The sequence below is a fragment of the Nocardia vinacea genome (assembly GCF_035920345.1).
In the GTDB taxonomy this organism is placed as follows: Bacteria; Actinomycetota; Actinomycetes; order Mycobacteriales; family Mycobacteriaceae; genus Nocardia; species Nocardia vinacea_A.
Map to the genome: position 1 here is coordinate 1,418,368 of NZ_CP109149.1, position 21,425 is coordinate 1,439,792.

General features: G+C 65.4%; 21 protein-coding genes and 1 pseudogene. 15 read left to right on the forward strand and 7 right to left on the reverse strand.

Going from position 1 to position 21,425, the window contains the following annotated elements; translation table 11 throughout:
* Positions 1 to 45: 45 nt before the first annotated feature.
* Complete coding sequence (locus OIE68_RS06760) at positions 46 to 924, forward strand: SDR family NAD(P)-dependent oxidoreductase (protein WP_327098514.1); 879 nt, start codon at positions 46 to 48, stop codon at positions 922 to 924.
* Positions 925 to 1,458: 534 nt separating this feature from the next.
* Here the strand turns inward: OIE68_RS06760 and OIE68_RS46985 are convergent.
* From OIE68_RS46985 to OIE68_RS06790, 6 genes and pseudogenes are all read right to left on the reverse strand, one after another.
* Positions 1,459 to 1,620: pseudogene (locus tag OIE68_RS46985) on the reverse strand (4Fe-4S dicluster domain-containing protein); the annotation flags it as partial.
* Between the two features lie 39 nt (positions 1,621 to 1,659).
* Positions 1,660 to 2,523, reverse strand: a complete 864-nt coding sequence (locus OIE68_RS06770; RefSeq protein ID WP_327098515.1) for an SDR family oxidoreductase — start codon at positions 2,521 to 2,523, stop codon at positions 1,660 to 1,662.
* A 120-nt stretch (positions 2,524 to 2,643) separates the two neighbouring features.
* Entirely contained in the window at positions 2,644 to 3,333 is a 690-nt protein-coding gene (locus tag OIE68_RS06775; RefSeq protein ID WP_327098516.1) for a type 1 glutamine amidotransferase domain-containing protein, read from the reverse strand.
* Between the two features lie 30 nt (positions 3,334 to 3,363).
* Positions 3,364 to 3,591, reverse strand: a complete 228-nt coding sequence (locus tag OIE68_RS06780; protein ID WP_327098517.1) for a hypothetical protein — start codon at positions 3,589 to 3,591, stop codon at positions 3,364 to 3,366.
* Between the two features lie 66 nt (positions 3,592 to 3,657).
* Positions 3,658 to 3,873: a hypothetical protein gene (locus tag OIE68_RS06785; protein ID WP_327098518.1), complete on the reverse strand. Its 216-nt coding sequence runs from the start codon at positions 3,871 to 3,873 to the stop codon at positions 3,658 to 3,660.
* Between the two features lie 500 nt (positions 3,874 to 4,373).
* Complete coding sequence (locus OIE68_RS06790; RefSeq protein WP_327098519.1) at positions 4,374 to 5,042, reverse strand: hypothetical protein; 669 nt, start codon at positions 5,040 to 5,042, stop codon at positions 4,374 to 4,376.
* A 382-nt stretch (positions 5,043 to 5,424) separates the two neighbouring features.
* Here OIE68_RS06790 and OIE68_RS06795 point away from each other — a divergent pair, with 382 nt between their 5' ends.
* Positions 5,425 to 5,787: a DUF1304 domain-containing protein gene (locus tag OIE68_RS06795; protein ID WP_327098520.1), complete on the forward strand. Its 363-nt coding sequence runs from the start codon at positions 5,425 to 5,427 to the stop codon at positions 5,785 to 5,787.
* A gap of 58 nt (positions 5,788 to 5,845) precedes the next feature.
* On the opposite strand, the gene OIE68_RS06800 is transcribed toward OIE68_RS06795, so the two are convergent.
* Positions 5,846 to 6,898: a hypothetical protein gene (locus OIE68_RS06800; RefSeq protein ID WP_327098521.1), complete on the reverse strand. Its 1,053-nt coding sequence runs from the start codon at positions 6,896 to 6,898 to the stop codon at positions 5,846 to 5,848.
* A gap of 334 nt (positions 6,899 to 7,232) precedes the next feature.
* Here OIE68_RS06800 and OIE68_RS06805 point away from each other — a divergent pair, with 334 nt between their 5' ends.
* From OIE68_RS06805 to OIE68_RS06865, 13 genes are all read left to right on the forward strand, one after another.
* Positions 7,233 to 7,988 (forward strand): SDR family NAD(P)-dependent oxidoreductase, encoded by a 756-nt coding sequence (locus OIE68_RS06805; RefSeq protein ID WP_327098522.1) that lies wholly within the window; start codon positions 7,233 to 7,235, stop codon positions 7,986 to 7,988.
* An 86-nt stretch (positions 7,989 to 8,074) separates the two neighbouring features.
* Complete coding sequence (locus OIE68_RS06810) at positions 8,075 to 9,724, forward strand: GMC family oxidoreductase (protein WP_327098523.1); 1,650 nt, start codon at positions 8,075 to 8,077, stop codon at positions 9,722 to 9,724.
* Positions 9,721 to 10,233, forward strand: coding sequence for a hypothetical protein (locus tag OIE68_RS06815; RefSeq protein ID WP_327098524.1), 513 nt, complete (start codon positions 9,721 to 9,723; stop codon positions 10,231 to 10,233). The genes OIE68_RS06810 and OIE68_RS06815 overlap by 4 nt, the downstream gene beginning before the upstream one ends.
* 112 nt (positions 10,234 to 10,345) lie before the next feature.
* Entirely contained in the window at positions 10,346 to 11,068 is a 723-nt protein-coding gene (locus OIE68_RS06820; RefSeq protein ID WP_327098525.1) for a GntR family transcriptional regulator, read from the forward strand.
* Positions 11,061 to 12,881 carry a putative nucleotidyltransferase substrate binding domain-containing protein gene (locus OIE68_RS06825; RefSeq protein WP_327098526.1) on the forward strand — a complete coding sequence of 607 codons (1,821 nt, stop codon included), beginning with the start codon at positions 11,061 to 11,063 and terminating at the stop codon, positions 12,879 to 12,881. The genes OIE68_RS06820 and OIE68_RS06825 overlap by 8 nt, the downstream gene beginning before the upstream one ends.
* Positions 12,878 to 13,522 carry a 3'-5' exonuclease gene (locus tag OIE68_RS06830; protein WP_327098527.1) on the forward strand — a complete coding sequence of 215 codons (645 nt, stop codon included), beginning with the start codon at positions 12,878 to 12,880 and terminating at the stop codon, positions 13,520 to 13,522. The genes OIE68_RS06825 and OIE68_RS06830 overlap by 4 nt, the downstream gene beginning before the upstream one ends.
* 196 nt (positions 13,523 to 13,718) lie before the next feature.
* Entirely contained in the window at positions 13,719 to 15,206 is a 1,488-nt protein-coding gene (locus OIE68_RS06835; protein WP_327098528.1) for an APC family permease, read from the forward strand.
* 37 nt (positions 15,207 to 15,243) lie between these two features.
* The gene (locus tag OIE68_RS06840) at positions 15,244 to 16,689 is read left to right on the forward strand and encodes an aldehyde dehydrogenase family protein (RefSeq protein ID WP_419150685.1); all 1,446 of its coding nucleotides are present in this window, start codon (positions 15,244 to 15,246) and stop codon (positions 16,687 to 16,689) included.
* Between the two features lie 15 nt (positions 16,690 to 16,704).
* Complete coding sequence (locus tag OIE68_RS06845) at positions 16,705 to 16,950, forward strand: hypothetical protein (RefSeq protein ID WP_327098530.1); 246 nt, start codon at positions 16,705 to 16,707, stop codon at positions 16,948 to 16,950.
* Positions 16,931 to 18,358, forward strand: a complete 1,428-nt coding sequence (locus tag OIE68_RS06850; RefSeq protein WP_327098531.1) for an FGGY family carbohydrate kinase — start codon at positions 16,931 to 16,933, stop codon at positions 18,356 to 18,358. The genes OIE68_RS06845 and OIE68_RS06850 overlap by 20 nt, the downstream gene beginning before the upstream one ends.
* Positions 18,358 to 19,794, forward strand: a complete 1,437-nt coding sequence (locus tag OIE68_RS06855) for an NAD(P)/FAD-dependent oxidoreductase (RefSeq protein ID WP_327098532.1) — start codon at positions 18,358 to 18,360, stop codon at positions 19,792 to 19,794. The genes OIE68_RS06850 and OIE68_RS06855 overlap by 1 nt, the downstream gene beginning before the upstream one ends.
* Positions 19,791 to 21,134 carry an NAD(P)/FAD-dependent oxidoreductase gene (locus OIE68_RS06860; RefSeq protein WP_327098533.1) on the forward strand — a complete coding sequence of 448 codons (1,344 nt, stop codon included), beginning with the start codon at positions 19,791 to 19,793 and terminating at the stop codon, positions 21,132 to 21,134. Before OIE68_RS06855 ends, OIE68_RS06860 begins: the two co-directional genes overlap by 4 nt.
* On the forward strand, positions 21,131 to 21,316 hold the full coding sequence (locus tag OIE68_RS06865; protein WP_327098534.1) for a hypothetical protein: 186 nt from the start codon (positions 21,131 to 21,133) through the stop codon (positions 21,314 to 21,316). The genes OIE68_RS06860 and OIE68_RS06865 overlap by 4 nt, the downstream gene beginning before the upstream one ends.
* Positions 21,317 to 21,425: the final 109 nt, after the last annotated feature.

The following is a 21,425-nucleotide window of genomic DNA, read 5'->3' on the forward strand; positions in this document are numbered from 1 at the left end:
AAGTCCATATCGCTGCGTCGAACGCGCGGCAGTGAGGAGGCGGAGATGTCCGCAGACAAGAAACTTGCCGGCCGCGGGGCCGTTGTCGTGGGAGGTGGCAGCGGCGTAGGCCTGGCCGTCGCGAGCGCACTGGCCGCCCACGGCGCGGGCGTCGTGGTCAATTCGCGCAATGCGACGGCGGTGCGCCGAGCGGCCGAAGCCATTGCCCGCAGCGGTGGAAAGGCTTTGGGCATACCGGGTTCCGCGGCGGACGAGGTGGTCGCCGAACAGCTCGTCTCGACCTGTGAGTCGGCCTACGGCGGCATCGATATCCTGGTGAACTGCGCGGGAATCGCCGAGCCGTTCGGATCATCCATACTGACCGTGACAACCGCCGAGTGGCGTGAGCTTCTCGATTCGCATCTCACGACGGTTTTCAACACCTGCCGCGCGGCGGCGCCACTGATGGCGGCGCGTGGTGCCGGTTCGATCATCAATACCGGATCGTTCGCCTACCTCGGTGATTACGGGGGTACGGGCTATCCCGCCGGCAAGGGCGCGGTCGCGAGCCTGACCATGGCAATGGCCGCCGAGCTGAAGGAGTCCGGCGTTCGAGTGAACGCCATCTGCCCGGGGGCGAAGACCCGGCTGTCCTCCGGCCCCGATTACGAAGCACATATTCGTCAGTTGCACCAGCGGGGCCTGCTCGACGAGATGACCATGCGCGGATCGCTCGAAGCACCGCCACCGGAATACGCCGCCGCGCTCTACCTCTATCTGGCCTCCGAGGCCGCTCGTGCCGTGACCGGTGAGATCTTCATCGCCGCAGGCGGATTCGTCGGCAGGTTCGAACGCCCGGTGGCGGCGCCGCTGGGTTACCGCGACCATGCGCACGAACAGCCCTGGTCGGTGGAGGAACTGAACCACATGATCGATCGGCGTTGAGGCGGCGTCGGGGCGAGCCTCGGTGGCAGAGAAACTTCCGGACAGATCCTCCCCGGGTATGCCCAGACGCCGATCTCCGGATGCGCCGACCGCGTACACGATCGCATGACAGTACTCGAGAAGTTCGCGATGCGAGATATCGCTTCCGACATCGACATTCAGGTGGAACCGGACGGAATCGCGTTTGAACGCCGCCCCGAACATATCGGTGACCCCGCGCGTTTCGGGGTGGTCGGGCGCTACACCGTAGCGGGCCAGGCCCCATGGAGCCGGCAGCCGGTCGAACATCTCGATCTCCACGTGGCCACGGGAAAGCAGCTGCTCGGCGGCGTAACAGGCGGCGGGGCCGGTGCCGACGATAGCGACACGCAGCGGTCCGCGATCGCGGGGCAGCCGCTGCGTGGTCGCCGCGGCGATGATCCCGATGTCGAGCGGGTGGTGCCGGAACCAGGCCGCGTTCACCTCTGCGTAGCGGGCCAATTCCGGGGGCAGGTCATCGTCGCCGTAGATCGCGTCCACCGGGCAGGCTTCGACGCACGCCCCGCAGTCGATGCAGGTGTCGGGGTCGATGTGCAACATTTCGGCGGTGGCGAAGCCCGGATCGTCCGGGCGCGGCCGGATGCAGTCGACCGGGCATTCCGTGACGCAACTGGCATCGTTGCAGCAACGCTGCGTGACTATGTAGGCCATGGGCATGTCCTCATGAGATAGAAACCGGGAGAGTGGGTTTCGGGATCAGGGATTGCGCAGCCGGTCGTCGTAGCCGCGGCGGGCGTCGCGGTCGACACGGTCGAGGAAGGTGGTGTGCACGCCGAGCCGCCTGGCGATGAACTCGCCGAGGGGGCGCGGGGTGAGTTTGTTGAAGGTAGCGAGGACACCCGCTGCGCGGGTCACCGTGACGCGTCGTCGTGGACGTGCGATGAGCGCGGCAACAGCCGCGGCGACGTCCTCCGGATCGGCCAGCAAGCCGAGCGGAGCGCGGGTCCCCGCGATCAGCTCGGTGCGGGTGAACGTAGGCAGGACCGCCGAGAATCGGACCCCGCTGTCCCGGTGTTCCAGTCGCATCGCCTCGGTGAATCCGAGCACCGCCTGCTTGCTCGCGCAGTACGTCCCCAAGCCCGGAGTCGGGTTCTCGCCGGCCAATGAGGCGATGTTCACGATATGGCCCTGTCCGCGCGAAAGCATCCGAGGCAGAGCAAGTTTGGTGCCGAGCATGACGCCATAGACGTTGATGCCGAGGATACGGCGAGTGATCTCGTCGGACTCCTCGGTGAACCGTCCGACCGGCATGATGCCCGCGTTGTTGATCAACACATCGATTGGGCCGATGGTGGATTCGACCTTGTCGAGGAATGCCCCGAACGACAGGGCATCGGTGACATCGAGATGGTGCGCGACGACCGGAGTCGGCTCGGTACCGGCCCGGGCGACCGCGTCGCGGTCGATGTCCCCGACGGCGACATACGACCCGAACCGGGAGAGCTCGTTGGCGATGGCGCGGCCGATGCCGCGGACCCCACCGGTGATCGCGACGACCTTGCCGTGGTGTGACCGGGAGGCGAGGGCGCGGAATGGAACGAGGTGATGTTTTTCGGACATGTGTCTGGATACTATTTCGGACATGGTTCCAGATCAACACCTACGGGCCGTGAATTGCACCCCTCGGCCGGGTGCAGGTTCCGGGTGGGCGCGTGCACATGCCCGGTGTCCGAGGCTGCGTCAGGTCAGCCGCGTAATCACCGCCTCGGCGACGGCGCGGGCGCTGGCAGGGTTCTGTCCTGTGATCAGCCTGCCGTCCTCGACCACATACGTGTCGAACGGCTTGTCCGCGAGGCTGTAGTTCGCACCGCGCTTCTTCAGCTCGTCTTGCAAGCTGAACGGAACAGCGTCGGCGCGCTGAGCTGCCTCTTCCTCCGGCCAGGAGAAGCCAGTGACGTTCTTACCCTCGACCAGCGGATCACCGTTGCCGAGCGTGACCTCCAGCAAAGCGGCTGGACCGTGGCACACCGCCGACACGATCCGTCCCCTTTCATAGAACCTGGCGGTCAGTGCGGCCAGCTCCGGGCCGCCGAAGTCGAACATGACGCCATGGCCGCCGGTGAAGTAGATGGCGTCGTAGTCCTCGACGTCCACGTCGGCCACCGTCTTGGTGTCCGCGAGCAGATTCATGAACTCGCGGTCGGCGTAGCGCTTGCCGGTGCCCAGCTGGGCGAGCACGTTGCGCGCGAGGCTCTCCGGATCGATCGGCACGTAGCCGCCGGTGGGGCTGGCGATGTCCAGCTCGAACCCGTTGTCCTGGGCATAGTCGTAGAAGTGTGTCAGCTCACCGAGCCACAGACCGGTGCGCATACCCACCTGTTCGTACTCGCGAGTGTTGGTGACAATGATCAGGATCTTGTCGGTGCTCATACTGATCTTTCCTCCTGTTCGGTCGGCGGGTCACGATCCGCGTTGCCGATATGACGCTGACAGCGATGCTTTCGACATTTCGTTGGCAACAGCGGTGGTGTGGATCTCGCCGCCATTGACCTTCTCGAACACGAAGGGGGTCCCGGGGTCGATCTCTAGGTGGGTCATGTCGGCGACCGGAATCGGTGTGCCGGTGGGTAGGTCGGTCTTGTCGCCGGTGGCTACGGTCTCGGCGATGGTCTCGGGCAGGGGTGCCATTGTTTTCTCTCCTGACGAGAGTGTGAGAACGCTTCGGTCGGCCCCGTGGTGTCTCGGTGCTGATGGTTACGGCCCCAGGAACAGTCGTTCATAGGGCAGCCGCGGCGGCAAATAGTCGGCGGTATCGCGCACCAATTCGATTGTGCCCCAAGGCTTACGCCGCCAATCGTGGATGAAATTGCGTACCGCGACCGCGGTGGCGGTGTAGTCGAAGACCATGCCTGCCAGCCAGATCCGCAGGTGCACATCACCTTCGGACGGGAGCCATCTTTCGATGGTCACGCCCAATCGCCTCCTCGGGCAATGTGTAATCCTGCAGCGTCCAGTCTTCTTTCGGAGTCCATGGGTACCTCGTTCAAGAGTGCAACGGTGTCGATCACACGAGTCGACGGTATATTGACGATTGTCGACAATCCTCTGTTTGTGGCAAACTGTCAACCCCACGGTGCTCGCGATTCGCTTCGTCGAGAAGAACGCTATCGAACCCAGGTGGTGGAACCGCGTTCGCTGGACGAGCAGCGTCCATAGTTCAGGGAGTACGGGCGGCGGCGCTCGCGCGGAGCAGTCCGGTGAAAGTGGAAAACTGGCCGATCTGCGGTCGTTGTAGTCGGCGACCGAGGTTGTTGTCGCGGCGTCGGATCGTGCACTGCGGCGGCTTCGAGCTACCTACGTGCCGACGGCCGTCGGTCCTGCCAGGCCCGCACGACGCGGGCCTGGCAGCGCGTGCCAGCTGTCTGGCTCGCGTATTCGCCGGTAGGCGGTCTGAAACCGGCGTCAGCGGATCATGCGGGTAATGCGGCGCCGACCACGGCGCCGATTCCCGCGCCGACCGCTCCGCCGGCGATGGTTCCGGCTTGGATGAAGGTCACTCCGACCGTGATGCAGCCGACGATCGCGCCGGGGATGGCCAAGATCCCGGCGGTCGGGGCGCCGACGGCGGCACCTGTACCGAGTGCACCGAGTGCGCAGCCTGCGGCGAACCCGATCGCACCACCCACGGCCGCCCCTATCACGGTGCCCAACGAAATGGCTCCCGGAATATCCCGGCGCGCGGGTTCGCTGGCCGGCGCGCTGATCGCTGTCGCCTTCGCGGCCACCGGCTCTTCGGCGGGAACCGGCGATACCGGGGCGAGGCCGAGCGCCGCCGACTGGCCCTGATCAGCAGTCAAACGCAGAGTGTTGCCAGCGATATCCGCGGTGAACGGGATCGACCGATCGGCCAGCTTGAAAGTGAGCGGCACCCGCAGGACGACCGTCCCGGCCGCGTTGGTGAGTTCGATCGCATCGCCCACATGCCGGAAACCCCCGGAACTGACCTGGGTGACGACCGTGGCGCCCTCGACGTGGGTATTCCAGTCGATTTGTGCGTCCGGAGCCGCGGTGGCGGAGCCGGTGCCGGTCACCAATGTCGCCAGCACGGCGACGCCGGTCAGCGCCGACGCAAGTGACATTCGAACATGACGCATTACTTGTACTCCCATTCAGGTGGCGAGCCGACAGGGCTCAGTAGCTTGTCCGAAGCGCTTGGGCTGCATACCGATTGGAGTTGCGCTAGCCGGCAACTACAGCCGTTCGAGTCGACATGGTTCGGATTGTCTTCGATGAATCGGAACGCCATTCACATGGCGCGCAGCCGAGATGTAGGTAACCACCGCGACAGACCGCGCACTGGGCGGGCAAACTCGAATGGCCGCAACGCGCACAACTACGTCCGAACAGCCCCCCCGACCGGGTGCCGACCTTGATAAACCGCCGAGGAGAACGAAACTCAGTGGGCGTGATCGGCCCATCGCCGCGAACGGAACCGGCGACAATCTGCCAGGATGTCGCATCATGTATCTATCCGCTCAAATTCTCGCCGGCCTGATCGCCGCTCTGCACGGCTACATCCTGGTGCTCGAAATGTTTCTCTGGACGACACCGCGCGTCCGTCGAATATTCGGTGTCAGCGCCGAACTCGCCGACCAGACCAAGGCCATGGCTGCCAATCAGGGCCTCTACAACGGTTTCCTCGCAGCAGGTTTGGTGTGGGGTTTGGTCGCGTCGAGACCGACCGGCTCCGCGGCACTCATCTTCTTTCTGCTCTGCGTCGCGATCGCCGGCTGCTACGGCGGCTTCACGGTCTCCCGCCGAATCGTGCTGATCCAGACCGCACCGGCCGTACTCGCCCTGGCTTTGTTGCTTGCCGGACGTTGATCCTCGGTGCCGAAAGATGTTGCGCCAGATGGCTCGGGTGCTTCGGTATTCGAGCCGGTCAGCCCGGAAGTGGGTGAGTACGGAAAAAGTCCCAGATCACGTCGTTGGCGTTGATCGAGGTGGTGTTGTTGCCCACGACCAGGGGTGGATACAGCAGCGATGTGCTGCCTGGCCAGATGTGACCGCCGCCGATGATCGAGTACAGCTGGACGGTGGCGTCGGCGGGACACGGATATTCCCGTAGGACGACATCGGGGGCGATGCGTCGCTCGGTCGCCTCGGTTTCGCAGCCGTTGCGCCGAGCCCAGGCCGCAGCATCGTCCGGAATGCTCTGCGGGCCGGGGCCGTTGCGCGTGGTCGCGTCCGGCTGATCCGGACCGGGCGAACTCGAGCCATTAGCAGACGGCAGCCAGCGGACCAGCGGACCAGCGCCTCCGGTGTAGGCGACGATAGGGTCGGCGGTGCCGTGGAACGCGAGTACGGGAACCGGTCGTGTCGTCCGACACCACGCGAAATCCTGCAACCCGGCTACTGCGGCAATGGCCGCGATCCGATCGGAGAGTTGGCACGCCAGTGAGGAGCTTGCGAAAGCACCCATCGATAGTCCCGTGACGTAGATCTGCAGCCGGTCCACGCATAACGTCGACTCCACGTGAGTGAGCAGATCCGACAGGTACCGCATATCTCGGCTGCCTTCTCCGAAATCCCACTGGGGCAGGGCCAATTCGTCGAGCTGTGGGGTGATGGTCACGTAACCCTTCAGGTAGCCGAATGGGGCTAGCGCGGTCCCGTAGTGCGCGACGATGGCCGGTTCGAGGTAGCCGTGCAAGTTGAGCACCAGTGGGAGCGGATGGTCGGCCCCCGGCGGGACGTCCTGGATGTAGCTTCCCACCGCGCCCTCTGCCGCGAAATTGAGCGTCGAATTGCCTACCGGCCGTGGCGTTTCCGTACACCCGGCGGATGGCACCGGCTCGGGTGCCTGTCCGTACGCGGTCGTGTCGACGACCGCGACAGCAGCAGCGAAGACGGCGATCACCGCGAGGCCGATAATGCTTCGGAAGAGCAGTGGTGATCCCTGGCTGCGTGCAGTGGATATGAAATTGTTGAGCATCTCGGCAGATTTGCACACCGTGGCCGATCAGTTGTCGGTAATGCGCCCTTTGTCGTCATTCGGCCACGCGAGCGCTGCATGTCACTTCGAGTCGCTACCGAGATGGTCCTGGTAGACGCAGGTATTCGCACCTACTCGTCCGCCGTGGGATGTAAGTGGGCTCGACGGCAACACCGCCGCTCCTACAGTCGCCGACTGGTCGCAGCCGGAAAGTCACGGTGGACATCGGCGGCCCTTGATTTCCCGGACCGAGACAGGCACACTGATTCAGTCGATTGTCGACAATAACCAATATGCACTGTGTGTGCTCAGTCCAGAAGGAGATGCGGCGTCAATGGGTCTGCTCGATGAAAAGGTTGTGATCATCACCGGTGCCGGCGGCGGAATCGGTTTGGACACGGCGTTGCACCTCCACGAGGAGGGCGCGCGTGTGGTGGCGACAGTGCATTCCGAGTCCGGATTGGCCAAGCTCGATGTCGGTAGCGAACGGCTGGTCGGCCGAGTCGTCGATGTGACCAGCGAGGAACAGGTCAAAGCATTGATCGAGTTCACTGTGGAGAGGTTCGGCCGACTCGACGGGATCGTGAACAACGCGGGCATCCTGATTCCGGGCACGATTCTGGAGGCCACGGCCGAGGACTACCAGCGGACCTTCGATGTGAACGTCAAGGGGGTCTTCCTGGGTTCCAAGTACGCCATCCCGGAGCTGCTGAAGTCCGGCGGCGGGTCGATCGTGAACTTCGGGTCGATCAACTCGGTGGGCGCGGAGAAGATGCTGACCACCTACACTGCCAGCAAAGGAGCAGTGCTGACCCTGACCAAGGCGATCGCGCTGGACTTCGGGGCGCAGGGGATCCGGGCCAACACGCTGTGCCCCGGTTTCGTGGATACGCCACTGAATGTGCCGCATTACACCGCGCTCGGTGGGCGGGAAGCGCTCGACGCCGGGCTGGCGGACTTCCAGCCGATCGGTCGTCCGATCCTGCCGCTCGAAATCGCCCACTCCGTTGCGTTCCTGCTCTCGGACCACTCCACCGCCATCACCGGGACGGCGTTCATCGTGGACGGCGGCGTCCTGGCCGGAGCCTGACCGATTCGTGACGGCGCCGGTTCGGGCATCGAAGTTGGCGACTGCGCGTAATTTAAATCTGTCGACAATCGACGAAAGGGGTCGACGTGACCACCTTCAAGCCTGAGCCCGCACCTGATGTCGTCCACCATGAACCCGTTGACGTGCTCGTGATCGGTGCGGGTCCTTCCGGAGCGGTCGTCACGCACACCGCCGCGGTCGCGGGACTCTCGGTGTTGTGTTTGGAACAGGGCGACTGGGTCAATCCCAGCGACTTTCCGGCCAACCATCCCGAGTGGGAACTGCTCATCCAGCACGACTGGGCGCACGACCCGAACGTTCGCGCCCTGCCCGCCGACTACCCGGTCGACGTGACCGACTCGGATATGTGGCCGGTGATGTTCAACGGGGTGGGCGGTGGATCCATCTTCTACGGTGCGGAGTGGCCGCGCCTGCTCCCGTCGGATTTCCGGGTCAAGTCCCTTGACGGTGTCGCCGACGATTGGCCCATCGATTACGACGATCTGAAGCCGTATCACGATGAGGTCGACCGGTTCATCGGTGTCTCCGGCCTGGATGGCGATACCGCCTATCCGCCTGGGCTGGAGTATCCCTTGCCACCGCACCCGCTGGGCAAGCCGGGCATGACGGCCGCCGCCGCCGCCAACAAACTCGGCTGGCACTGGTGGCCCGGTACGAACGCCATTCCCAGCCAGAAGAACAAAACCCTCGCGCAGTGCGCACGAATGGGCGTCTGCGAATGGGGTTGTCCGCAGGGCGCCAAGGCGTCCTTCGATTTGATCTACCTGCCGCAGGCGCAACAGGCCGGTGCGCGGGTGCAGACGGGCGCGCGGGTGCGCCGGGTGCGCACCGACCGATCCGGGCAGGCCACCGGCGCGGAGTGGGTTGATCGTTCTGGAACGATTCATTTCCAGCCCGCGCGGGCAGTGGTGGTGTGCGCCAACGGAATCGGGACGCCCAGACTGCTGTTGCTGTCGGCCGACGAGTCGCATCCCGACGGTCTGGCCAACTCTTCCGGGCAGGTGGGCCGCAACCTGATGCTGCACCCCAATTGTGGCTCGATGGGTTTCTACGACGAGAACTTGGAAAGCTGGCGGGGTCCGGCCGGCCAGCTGATCCATTCGATGCAGTTCTACGACACCGATCTGTCGCGTGGCTTCGTTCGTGGGGCGAAGCTGCACGCGTTGCCGACACCTGGGCCGCTCAATGCGATCGTCGAACATCGTGGGCTCGACTTCGACGAGGTGTGGGGGCCGGCGATCCATGATGTGGCCCGCGCCGCCAACAACGGGATCCTGTGGGCGGCGAACGTGGAAGACCTACCCGAAGAACACAATCGGGTGACTCTGTCGACCGACCTGATCGACAGCGATGGGTTGCCTGCGCCGAAGATCGAGTACCGGGTCAGCGAAAACACCCGCAAGATCCTCCAATTCACCGTCGACCGGATGGTGGAGCTGCACCAGGCCGCCGGGGCCCGGCGGATCTTCACCAAGGAGTTGTGGATCGACCAGCCGGGTCATCTGCTCGGCACCGCCCGCATGGGTAGCGATCCGGCGACATCGGTCGTCGATTCCTATGGCCGGGCCCACGACGTCGGCAATCTCTACATTGCCGACGGCAGCATCTTCGTCACTTCCGGTTCGGCGAATCCCACCTGCACGATCACGGCTCTCGCGTTGCGGGTGGGCAAACAGCTCGTCGAGGACCTCAATGCTGGAAAGGCCGCACGATGACCAATATCTCGCCGCTCGAGTCGCTGCGGTCGAATACGCCGCGGCCGTCGGTACCGCCGCGCCGCCTGCTCCCGCCGCGCCCGCTGGATCCGCAGCAGTGGGAGGGGCTGCTGCGCATCGCGGACTGCCTGATTCCCGCCGTCGGTCCGAATCCGGTTGCCAGTGAGGCGGAGGACTACGGCCGATACCTGGAACTCGCCTTGGCCGCGCGGGCGGATGCCTTCGACACGATCGTTCGAGTCATCGACGAGCTGGCCGGGGTGGCGGACGAGGAGTTGCGCGCGGCGTTGAAACAGCTGTGGGCACAGGACAGCGCTGCCTTCGATCCGGTGTCGAATGTCGTGGCCGGCGCCTATTTCATGACGCCGCAGGTGAAGGCGCTGATCGGTTATCCGGGGCAGCACCGTGATCCGGCGGGCCTGGAAGAAGCGGCCGACGAGTTGGAGTCCGGGATTCTCGACCCAGTGCTGGAACGCGGCCATTTCTACGTGCCGACGGACGGTGGCTAGTAGGGCGCACGGTTTTTGCTCTATTGTCGACAACAGAACCTTCGACAGGTAGCGGCGTGCGATCGGCCACGGCGGGCACGCCGCCGAAGTCAGGCGTCAGAAAGGACAGCACATGACTGTCGCCCCGAACCGTACGCAGCGGGCAAGTTCCGCCGCGGACGACGAGGTCACATTCGGCAAAATCGAGCAGCGAACCACTCCCGGCGCGGTCGCGGATGTGCTGCGCAGCGCGATCCTCGCTGGCAAACTCGCGCCGGGCAGCCAACTCCGAGAGGCGCATCTGGCAGCGGATCTAGGTGTCAGTCGGGCGCCGTTGCGCGAGGCCTTCGCCATCCTGACCGATGAAGGCTTGGTGGAAAAGGTCGCCTATCGTGGCGCCTTCGTGGCGCAGGTGAGCCCCCGCGAGGTCGAGGAGATGGCCAACATCCGGCGGCGGCTCGAGCCGTACGCGGTCGAACTGGCGCTGCCCAAACTCCACGGGCCGGGCCGATCGAAGGCGTTGCGCGCGCTACAGGAGATGGCCCGCGCCGCCGACAACGGTGATCTCAGTGAGAGCGTGCGCGCGCATATGCGCTTTCACCGGGTGTTCTACGAACTGTCGGGCAACGGACTGTTGCTCGATCTGTGGCGCGGCTGGGAAGCGCAACTGCAGATGTTCCTGTCGGTGGACCACCGGTCCTTCGCTGATCTGCACGATGTCGTCGCCGAGCACGAACGGCTGATGTCGATCATCGACACCGGAGACCTGGCGGCCATCACCCGGGAGATCGATCGCCATGTGCACGGTGTGATATCCGATGCCGACGCCGGGCGTACTGGTACGGCGGATGCGTGAGTACAGCGACTTCCTCGGCGGCCAGTCGCCTTACGACAATCTGGAGGCTCACGACCTGCAGATGCTGGCCCGCCTGGTGGATGTCCAGTACTTCACCGCGGGCTCGGTGATCGTCGAGGCCGGCGGTGCCGCTCTCGACCGTTTCTATGTGGTCCGGACCGGCGAGGTCGAGGTGATGGACCGTGGCCGGGTGATCGATGTGCTCGGCCCCGGGGAAACCTTCGGCCATATTTCGGTGCTGTCCGGGCTCGCTCCGCCGCTATCGGTACGTGCCTCGGAAGATACGCTGTGTTATCGGCTTCCCGATCCGCGGCCGACGTTGCAGCATCCCGATCGGCTGCGGTTCCGCCACTACGGCACCGTCGTCACGCGCGAGCGCCTGGCGCGCTCGGGTCTGGTCGATCAGTCGGTCCGGGCGGCGCGGGAACAGATGCGCCCGGTCGTATGGCTGCCCATCGATGCGACGATCGCGGAGGCCGCCGACATCATCACTGCGGCCGGACAGTCCTGTGCCCTGCTTCGGCGTGGCGGCGAGTACGGCATCGTCACCGACAACGACTTCCGAAACGCTTGGGGGAGTGGAGGTCTCGACGCGCACACGCCGGTCGAGAAGATCACCTCCTTCCCCGCCACCACCGTCGGCGCGGACACGCTGGTGGCGGACGCTTTCCTGACGATGGTGGAGTCGGGACTGCATCATTTGGTGGTGGCCGGTCAGGGGGAGCGGCCGATCGGAATTCTGCGGGTGGTGGACCTGGCCTCCGCCGAGGTGCGCAATCCCCTGGTGATCCGTCGTGCCATCGATTCCGCGACCACCATCGATGAACTCGCCGCCGCGGCGGCGCTGCTGAAACCGACTTGGGTGGAGTTGTGCGATACCGGTGTATCGGTGATGCATGTGGCAGGGCTGCTGTCGGCGGTGATCGATGCCCTATTGCAGAAGATCATCGCGCTCACCGAGATCGGCGACGATCTCGTGCCCCACGCGACGTCTTGGCTGGTGCTGGGATCGGTGGCGCGGCGCGAGCCGTTGCCGCTCTCGGATGTCGATACCGGGCTGGTCTGGGAAGACCTGCCCGATCAGCCGTCACCGTTCGGCCGGTTGCATCACTGGGCCGACAACATCCTGAGCAATATGGAGCGCTGTGGTCTGGCGCGTTGCGCGGACGGCGCCAACGCGACCAACCCCGCGTTCGCGAAGTCGCTGCCGGACTGGGTCAGCACCGCCACCTCATGGATCACGACCCCCACCCAGGAGAACGCGCTGCTGCTGTCGTCCATGATCGCCGACAGCAGGCCGTTGACCAATCTTTCTGTGGGACGGGCGGTTTCGGACGCGATGCTCGGCACCGCGCGCGGCCGCGACTATCTGGCGGCGCTGCTGCGATACACGATCGCGCGCCGGCCACCGGTGGGTTTCGTGCGCAACTTCGTCGTCGAGCACTCCGGAGCGAATCGCGGCCACCTGGATCTGAAGGCCGGTGGGCTGACGCCGATCGCGTCGCTGGGGCGGTGGATCGCCATCGTCACCGGTGACGATCGCGGATCGACGGTCACCCGCCTGCGCCGGGGCGCCGACGCCAATCTGCTGACCGCCGACGAATGCGAAACTCTCGTACGCGCATTCGAATACCTCTACGAACTCATTTTGCGCAACGAGATCGAGGCCATCCGCCAGGGCATTCGCCCGACGACGTGGGTGGCGCCCGGCCACCTCGATACCCTGACCCGCCGCTACCTGCGGGAGGCATTCCGGTCGGTGGCGGAGGTGCAGAACCGCCTCGACAGCGAATGGGTCTCGCGACTGTCATGATCGGTTCGTTCGGCCGCCGTCGCGCCGATCCGCTCGCCTGTTCGGTCGATGCGGCGGAGTACCTGGTCATCGACCTCGAGACCACCGGCCCCCACCCCGCCCTCGACAGCATCGTCTCCTACGGTGTGGTCCCCATCCGCGAGGGCGTAGTCCTGTCGTCGCAGGGGGAATACGGCCTCGTCCGTCCCGGCACCGCGATGGCAGCTCCGTCCATCGCCATCCATACGCTTCGGCCCTGCGATCTGCTGGCCGCGCCACCCGAAGGTGAAGCCGTGCACCGGCTGGATCGGCTGCTCTCGGGGCGCGTGCTGGTCGCCCACTCAGCGTGGTTCGAATGCGACCTGCTGAAGCCGGCCTTCCGGCGCAGCGGGCTCGCGTTCGCGCCCCCGGTCATCGATACCGCCGCTATGGCGCGTGCCGCCGGACTGGCTCCCGCCGGACACCACGGTGAGCCCGGTCTGGAGTGGCTGTGTGATTCGCTGGGAGTTCCGGTTACCGACCGGCACCACGCACTCGGTGATGCGGTGACCGCCGCGCAACTGTTCGTTGTCTTGGCAGCCCGGCTGACCGGACTCGGATATACGACCGCGCGGTCGCTGGTCGAGCTCACTGCCGCGGAGCGGCATCTCGGCCTCCGATGACCGGAAATTAACTTTGCCGAAACACATTGTGATCGCAGACACGGCGAGTTAGTATTATTGTCGACAAACGACAGTAGACTAACTCCGATCACGGACCGACGTCGCTGTTATCTTCCAGCCGCGTTCGCGGCTACATATCGGTAACCCGGCCCAGCGAGCCGAGGAACCACGCTAAATCAGGCAAGCGAGGCCGTACATGTCAACAATTCCTGAGCAACCCGATCTGTCGACCGATTCGCCGGACCGGACCGGGAGCTTCGATCGGGGTGCGGTCGATGCCGATACGGCACACCTGGAGAAGCTCGGCTACAAGCAGGAACTCAATCGCACGCTGGGACTGTTCTCGTCGTTCGGGGTGCAGTTCACCTCGATCGCGATCGCGTCCAGCGTCTTCACCACACTGATCGTCGGATTCGGATTCTTCGGACCAGCGTCGTTCTGGTCGTTTCTGGTCGGCGGCGGGCTGCAGGTTCTCACGGTGGGGCTGGCGGTGGCGCAACTGGTCTCCGCGTATCCGCTTGCCGGTGGCGTCTATCAGATCACCGGACGAATCACCGGCAAGCCGTGGCTGGCCTGGCAGACCGGGTGGTGGTTACTCATCGCCCATACCGTCGCCGTGACGGCGGTCGCGGTGAGTATCGCCCCCTTCGTCGCGGGTTGGTTCGGCGTGTCCTTCACCGAGCAGAGCGACGCGCTGCCTTGGGCGATCGGGTTGATCGTGCTCGGCACGCTCATCAATCTTGCCGGGGTCAAGGTCGCCGCCATCTGCAACAACGTCGGCGTCGCAGCCGAGGTGCTGTGCGTGGTGGCTCTGATCGTCGTACTGCTGGTGGTCAAACACCCGACCCAGCCGTTGTCGTTCCTCAGCGACTCCGGCGGGACGGTGAACTCCGGACACTGGTTCGTACCGTTCCTGTTCGCCATGATCCTTCCCGCTTACCTGATTTCCTCGTTCGATGCCACCGGCAACGCCTCCGAGGAGACCAAGGGCGCGGCGCTCAAGGCCCCGATGGCATCGGTGCTGGCGAACATCTCCTCCTACATCGTCGGAATTTTCATGATCGCGTTGATCGTGCTGGCGATTCAGGATCTGCCCGCCGTGATGGCCAGTGATACGCCGGTCAAGCTGATCCTCGACACTGCCGTGGGTACGGCATTCGCGAACGTCTTCGAGGCCGTCGCTATCGTCGCGCTCTTCGCCGCTCTGGTCATGTTGCAGCTCACCGGCATTCGGGTGCTGTGGGCGCAGGCCCGTGACGGCCAGATTCCCGGTGCGCACTGGCTGCGCAAGGTAAGTGCACAGCGCATTCCGTTCAATGCGGCGCTCACCATTCTCGCGCTTTCGGTGGTCTTCGCCCTGTGGTCGTCGCTGCTGTCCGTGCTCACCGCGATGACGGCGCTGGCCTGGGGTCTGGCCTACGGCGTCGTCGTGACCGTCGGCGCCTACGCGGTACTGCGCCGCAAGCTGCCGCAACACCCCTGGCACTACGGGCGGGTGAGTCCGATCATCTTCATCCTGTCCATCGCATGGTCGGTGGTGCTGTGCGCGCTGCTGATCAAGTCCGATCCGGTCCATGTCGGCCTGGGAATGCTGGCGGTAATCGTCGCGGGCGGCGTCATCTATCGCGCCATCCCCGCGAACAGGCGGGGCAAGTCCATCGACACCAACCAAGGACATCTGTGAGGACGATCCTCACCTCATCGAAGGGAAATTCCGACTCATGGCAGTGACTACGCCTCCGCGCGAAATCAACAACCTGATCGGCGGTGTGCTGGTGCCCGGATCGGGCGAGGCGATTCGTGAGGTACGTGATCCGTCGACCGGCACCGTCGTAGCGCATTTCACCGAGTCGACCCGCGAGGACGCGTACCAGGCGGTCGCCGCAGCGCACGCGGCGTTCGCCGGATGGGCGGCGCACTCGCCGGGCGCTCGATCTCGCCTCCTGCTGCAACTGGCGGATCTCGTCGAGGGCAACCTCGAGGAGTTCGCCCAGCTGGAATGCCTCGACGCCGGTAAACCCATCAGCGCGGTGCGGGACGACGAGCTGCCGGGCATTGTGAACGCACTGCGGCATTTCGCCGGCGCCGGCCGGGCGCTGTCGTCGATGGCGGCCGCTGAATACAACCCCGGCAATACCAGTTTCGTGCGCCGGGAACCGCTCGGCGTCGTGGTGGGCATCACGCCATGGAACTTCCCCCTGTGGCAGGCCGTGTGGAAGTTGGCGCCCGCACTGGTCGCGGGAAATACGGTGGTACTCAAGCCCGCCGAGCTGACACCACTGGCGACAGCTCGCTTCGTGGAACTGGCGCAAACGGTATTGCCGGCCGGTGTGCTCAACATGATCAACGGCCAGGGGAGTGTGGTCGGCGATGCCCTGGTGCGTCATCCACACGTGGCGTTGGTGTCGTTCACCGGATCCACGCCTGCGGGCCGCAGCATTGCCGCCGCTGCCGGAGCAGCGCCGAAACGCCTGGTGCTGGAACTCGGTGGCAATGCGCCGGTCATCGTGCACGACGACGTCGACCTCGACACGGCGCTGCCGATCCTCACCAACGGCATCCTGTTCAACGCCGGCCAGGAATGCATGGCGTCGACCCGGCTGCTGGTCGCGGAGACCATCCACGATCGGTTCACCGAGGCACTCGCGGCGAGCCTGGCCTCGACGAAGGTGGGCAACGCCCACGACGAGTCCACCGTGCTGGGACCGCTGATATCCGAACAGCAGCGGAACCGGGTCGCCCACTTGGTCGACAACCGCCCACCGCATGCTCGGGTGCTCACCGGCGGGAACATCATCGACGGTCCCGGCTATTTCTTCGAGCCGACGCTGATCATCGGCCTGCGGCAGGGCGACGAACTGGTGCAGGAGGAGATCTTCGGTCCGGTGGCGACCGTGCAGACCTTCACCGACGACGCCGACGCGCTGCGCAAAGCCAACGGGGTCGAACAGGGGCTGGCCGCTTCGGTGTGGACCCGCGACATCGGACGTGCGCTGCGCAATGTCAACGCCATCGAATCGGGTGTGGTCTGGGTGAACAACCACATGGTCGTCGGTCCGGAGGGACCGCTGGGCGGATTCAAGGGGTCCGGATACGGCAAGGAAGGCGGGACCTCCGGGCTTGCCGAGTTCACCCGCGAGAAGCACGTCATCGTCAACCTCGGATGAAGCTCATGACCGCCCATGTCCGGTGAGATCGTCCGCCATATCCAGGTCGGCGGATGGATCCGGCGGATCGACCCGGGGTCGGGCCGGATGTCGCCCTGGGGTCGGATCACGATGGCCATCCCGTCCCGGCACGGCCCGTGCTGGCTGGTCGACCTCTACAACGGCAGCTTGGAGGTTTGGCGGATCCATGACCTCACCGTGCGATACGAGCTGCTGCCGGACCTGATGAAAGGAGAACACCGTGGCCGTCCTGGCGATTGATCAAGGCACCTCGGGGACCAAGGCATTGGTCGTCGCGGATGACGGCCGACTACTGTCCGTCGCCGAAACGCCGCTTCGTCCGGACTATCTCGACGACGGCGGAGTCGAGCAGGACCCCGCGGCATTGCTGGCCTCGGTCCTGGAGACCGGCCGCCGGGCGATCGAACAGGCAGGCACGTCCGTGTCCGCGGTCTCCCTGGCCAACCAGGGTGAATCGGTATTGGCCTGGGACCGCGACAGCGGGCGGCCGCTGAGCCCTGTCATTGTGTGGCAGGACCGCCGAGCCGACCCACAGTGCCACTCGCGTGCGCCTGATCGGCGTCGTATCGAACAGCGCACCGGTCTGGTACTCGACCCGTATTTCTCCGCGCCGAAAATGAGTTGGCTGCGGGACAACATCACCCGGCGCGGCGTCGTAACCACCACTGACAGCTGGATTGTGCACCAGCTCACCGGAGCCTTCGTCACCGACCGCACGACAGCGAGCCGATCGCTGCTCGCCGATCTGGACGACGGCGGCTGGGATGCTGAACTGCTGGAACTCTTCGGACTCGGGGACGAGGATATGCCGGAGATCCTCGACAACGACACGATCGTCGGAGCCACCGATGCCTTCGGCGCGCCGATGGCTGTCGGCGGTCTCATCGTAGATCAACAGGCATCGCTGTTGGCCCAGCATTGTCTGGTGGCCGGCACCGCCAAATGTACGTTCGGCACAGGCGTTTTCCTGCTCGCTCATACCGGCTCGGTGCCGGTGCGGTCCGGCGTCGGTCTGACATCCTCGGTCGCCTCGGCCATCCGGAATACCACCGGGTACTGCTTGGACGGACAGGTCTATACGGCGGCTTCGGCTGTCCGCTGGCTCCAGGATCTCGGATTGATCTCCGCCCCAAGGGAACTGGACTCCGCGGCGGCCGGAGAATCCGCCGGTGCGAAATGTGTTCCCGCCTTCGCCGGGTTGGCGGCACCCTGGTGGCGAAGTGATGCGATGGCCTCGTTCACCGGGCTCACGCTGTCCACTGGGCGCGGGCACCTGATCGCGGCGGTGTTGGAGGGGATCGCGGCCCAGACCGCCGAGCTGGTCGATTCCACCGCCTTCGATCTGGGCCGCCCGTTGTCGAGTCTGCGGGTCGACGGCGGTCTGACGTCGTCGGAGCGGCTGATGCAGGCCACCGCCGATCTGACCCAGTTGCCGGTGGAGGTCTATCCGAACGTGCACGCCACCGCCCTGGGCGCTGCGGCGTGCGCGCGAATGGCATGGGACCAGTCGATTTCGGTCGAGGACGCCATCGGTCCACGGGCGCCCACCCGAACCTACGAACCGCGCTGGTCACGTGGCCGCGCTACCGAGTTCCGCCAGCAGTGGAGGGCCGCCGCCGAGGCGACCCTTCCGAGAGGAGTGCACTGATGTCCGTTCCTACCCCAGGAGCCGATTACGACATCGCGGTAGTTGGGGCCGGGATCGTGGGGTCCGCCATCGCGCGGGCACTGGCCGGATACGACCGGAGGGTCGCCCTGGTCGAAGCACGCGGCGATGTCGGTGACGGCACCAGCAAAGCGAACACCGCGCTCCTGCACACCGGCTTCGACGCCAAACCAGGAACCTTGGAATCGCGGCTGGTCCGGCGCGGATACGAATTGCTGTCGGACTATGCCGGCCGCACCGGCATCCCGATCGAACGCACCGGAGCCCTGCTGGTCGCCTGGACCGACGAAGAGTTGGCCGCCTTGCCGGAACTGCGTGACAAGGCCGTCCGCAATGATTACCACGCCTGCGAAATCATCGATGCCGCAGCTGTTTACGACGCGGTGCCCGCCCTGGGACCCGGTGCGCTCGGTGGCCTCACAGTGCCCGATGAGTCGATCATCTGCACGTGGACGACCAATCTCGCGCTGGCCACCGACGCCGTTCGACGCGGGGTGAGCTTGCATACGAGTAGCCGGGTCGAGGCCGTCACTGTCGATGACTCCCGTTCCGTTCTGCATACCTCCGCCGGCCCGATCAGCACCCGCTGGGTCGTCAACGCCGCCGGACTGGGCGCCGACCACCTCGACAACGCGTTCGGATTCGACCGTTTCCACGTCACCCCGCGCCGCGGTGAGCTGTTCGTCTTCGACAAGCTCGCGCGCCCGCTGGTGGACCGCATCGTTCTTCCGGTGCCGACCGCGCTGGGCAAGGGTGTGTTGGTCAGCCCGACCATTTACGGCAATGTCATGCTCGGCCCGACGGCCGAGGACCTGACCGATCGCGATGCCACTGGTACGTCTGACAATGGCGTGGAATTCCTGCTCGGCAAGGGCGCCAAGCTCATGCCCGCGCTTATGCGCGAAGAGGTCACGGCCATGTACGCGGGGTTGCGGGCGGCCATCGATCATCCGGACTACCTGATCGGGCTGGACGCGGACCAGCACTACGTGGTCGTCGGTGGCATCCGGTCCACCGGACTGACCTCCGGGATGGCGGTCGCCGAATACGTCGAGAATGCGCTGACCGATATCGGCGCCCTGGGGCCACGACGGACCGAACTTCCCGAACCGCCCCGCATGCCGAATCTCGGCGAAGCGTTTCCGCGGCCCTACCTGGACAGTGAACTGATCGCCCGGGACAGCCAGTACGGCAAAATCGTCTGCTTTTGCGAACGGGTGAGCGCTGGCGAGATCCGCGATGCCTACGACTCGACTATTCCACCGACTGATCTGGACGGGCTACGCCGCCGCACACGCGCGATGAACGGCCGCTGCCAAGGGTTCTTCTGCGGTGCGGAAGTCACCGCGATCGTCGAACAGCACCCGTGCGCCGGATCGACGGACGTCACCCAGACTATTAAGGAGTCCGTACGTTGACCGCCACCGCTTCCACCCGCACCGTCATCGCTACCGACGTCGCCATCATCGGAGCGGGCCCGGCCGGATTGACGGCTGCGAAACAGTTGTGTGACAACCACTCTCGGCAGGTGCTGGTACTCGACCGGGAAGTCCGGGCCGGTGGCGTGCCACGCCATTGCGCCCACCCGGGGTACGGGATTCGCGACAGGCACACCTTCACCAGCGGGCCGGCCTACGCGGAAAGGCTTGCCGCGGAAGCGGAGTCCGCCGGAGCGGACATACTGACCGAAGCCACGGTGACGATGATCAACGACGACCGGTCGCTCGACGTCACGACGCCCCGCGGGTTGCTGCGGATAGCGGCCCGCGCCGTAATCTTCGCGACCGGTGCGCGGGAACGGGCCCGACCGGCGCGCCTCGTCCCCGGAGACCGCCCTGCAGGTGTGTACACCACCGGCCAACTACAGCAGATGGTGCACTTGCAGCATCGCCGGGTCGGTCGCCGCGCCGTCATCGTCGGTGCCGAACTGGTGAGCTGGTCGGCGGTGCTCACCCTGCGCCACGCCGGATGCCGACCGGTTCTCATGACCAGCCAGTACTCCTCGCCGGAGTCCTACGGCGCGTTCAATTTGGCCGGACGTTCTTTCCTGCGGGTTCCGGTCGCCACCCGTACCCGGGTTGTGCGAGTCATAGGGCGAGGCATCGTCGAAGGCGTCGAGATCGAAGACCTCGATACCGGAGACCGACGTGTGATCGCCTGCGACACCGTGGTTTTCACCGGAGACTGGATCCCCGATCACGAATTGGCCCGATCAGCCGGAATCGCACTCGACCCGGCTACCAATGGGCCATTGGTGGATACCGGTCTGCGTACCAGCCAATCCGGCGTCTTCGCCGCGGGCAACGTTCTGCATCCTGTCGATACCGCTGATATCGCCGCGCTGGACGGGTCGTTCGTCGCGGACCGGGTGGCGGAGTACCTCGACGGCGCACCGTTCCCGGCGCATGGCGACGGTGCGCTCCGGATTCTGGCCGCGGCGCCGTTTCGCTGGGCCGCACCGGGTCTGGTCCGCCCTACGGACCCGGCCCCGCCGCGCCACCGCCTGCTGCTGTGGACAGACGGGTTCGTGAGATTTCCGACGGTGACCTTGGAGCAGCAAGGATCGATCGTCGCCGCGCGGCGGGTGCCCTGGCCGGCTTCGCCCGGCCGGGTATTCCGGGTGCCCTGGTCGATCATGGACCGGATTGATCTGTCGCGAGGGCCGGTCACGGTCGGTTTGGCGGAGGCTTCGGAAGTTGCGGTGCCCGGGCCGCGCGACAGTTCGGGCGCGCTGACCGGGCGGGGTGGCGGCCGATGAACGAGCTGGATCCGGATCTGTCGAATCCGGTTACACGTCCACCGAATTCGTTGAAAGCGGGCCGCGGACCACGAGATCGGCGGCGCGCGGGTTCCGTCTCGGGATGGCGTGCGGCGGTGGAGCGTGGATTGGCCGCGCTTCTCCTCGGTCAGATCACGCTGGATCCCACCCGATACCGCTGACCGGACCGCCGTTCAGCCACGACTGTGGCCGATTCGATCGATGAGGGGATCGAATCGGCCACTTCCATTCAGTCGACCGTCCGCTTGTCGACAATATGCAAAAGTGTTA

Bases quoted from the DNA above. Each gene is read 5' to 3' on its own strand.
- OIE68_RS06795 (WP_327098520.1), top strand. From the start codon at position 5,425: ATGTATCTATCCGCTCAAATTCTCGCCGGCCTGATCGCCGCTCTGCAC.
- OIE68_RS06820 (WP_327098525.1), top strand. From the start codon at position 10,346: ATGACTGTCGCCCCGAACCGTACGCAGCGGGCAAGTTCCGCCGCGGAC.
- OIE68_RS06800 (WP_327098521.1), bottom strand. From the start codon at position 6,898: ATGCTCAACAATTTCATATCCACTGCACGCAGCCAGGGATCACCACTG.
- OIE68_RS06805 (WP_327098522.1), top strand. From the start codon at position 7,233: ATGGGTCTGCTCGATGAAAAGGTTGTGATCATCACCGGTGCCGGCGGC.
- OIE68_RS06815 (WP_327098524.1), top strand. From the start codon at position 9,721: ATGACCAATATCTCGCCGCTCGAGTCGCTGCGGTCGAATACGCCGCGG.
- OIE68_RS06855 (WP_327098532.1), top strand. From the start codon at position 18,358: ATGTCCGTTCCTACCCCAGGAGCCGATTACGACATCGCGGTAGTTGGG.
- OIE68_RS06770 (WP_327098515.1), bottom strand. From the start codon at position 2,523: ATGTCCGAAAAACATCACCTCGTTCCATTCCGCGCCCTCGCCTCCCGG.
- OIE68_RS06780 (WP_327098517.1), bottom strand. From the start codon at position 3,591: ATGGCACCCCTGCCCGAGACCATCGCCGAGACCGTAGCCACCGGCGAC.
- OIE68_RS06825 (WP_327098526.1), top strand. From the start codon at position 11,061: ATGCGTGAGTACAGCGACTTCCTCGGCGGCCAGTCGCCTTACGACAAT.
- OIE68_RS06865 (WP_327098534.1), top strand. From the start codon at position 21,131: ATGAACGAGCTGGATCCGGATCTGTCGAATCCGGTTACACGTCCACCG.
- OIE68_RS06845 (WP_327098530.1), top strand. From the start codon at position 16,705: ATGTCCGGTGAGATCGTCCGCCATATCCAGGTCGGCGGATGGATCCGG.
- OIE68_RS06790 (WP_327098519.1), bottom strand. From the start codon at position 5,042: ATGTCACTTGCGTCGGCGCTGACCGGCGTCGCCGTGCTGGCGACATTG.
- OIE68_RS06775 (WP_327098516.1), bottom strand. From the start codon at position 3,333: ATGAGCACCGACAAGATCCTGATCATTGTCACCAACACTCGCGAGTAC.
- OIE68_RS06835 (WP_327098528.1), top strand. From the start codon at position 13,719: ATGTCAACAATTCCTGAGCAACCCGATCTGTCGACCGATTCGCCGGAC.
- OIE68_RS06760 (WP_327098514.1), top strand. From the start codon at position 46: ATGTCCGCAGACAAGAAACTTGCCGGCCGCGGGGCCGTTGTCGTGGGA.
- OIE68_RS06830 (WP_327098527.1), top strand. From the start codon at position 12,878: ATGATCGGTTCGTTCGGCCGCCGTCGCGCCGATCCGCTCGCCTGTTCG.
- OIE68_RS06840 (WP_419150685.1), top strand. From the start codon at position 15,244: ATGGCAGTGACTACGCCTCCGCGCGAAATCAACAACCTGATCGGCGGT.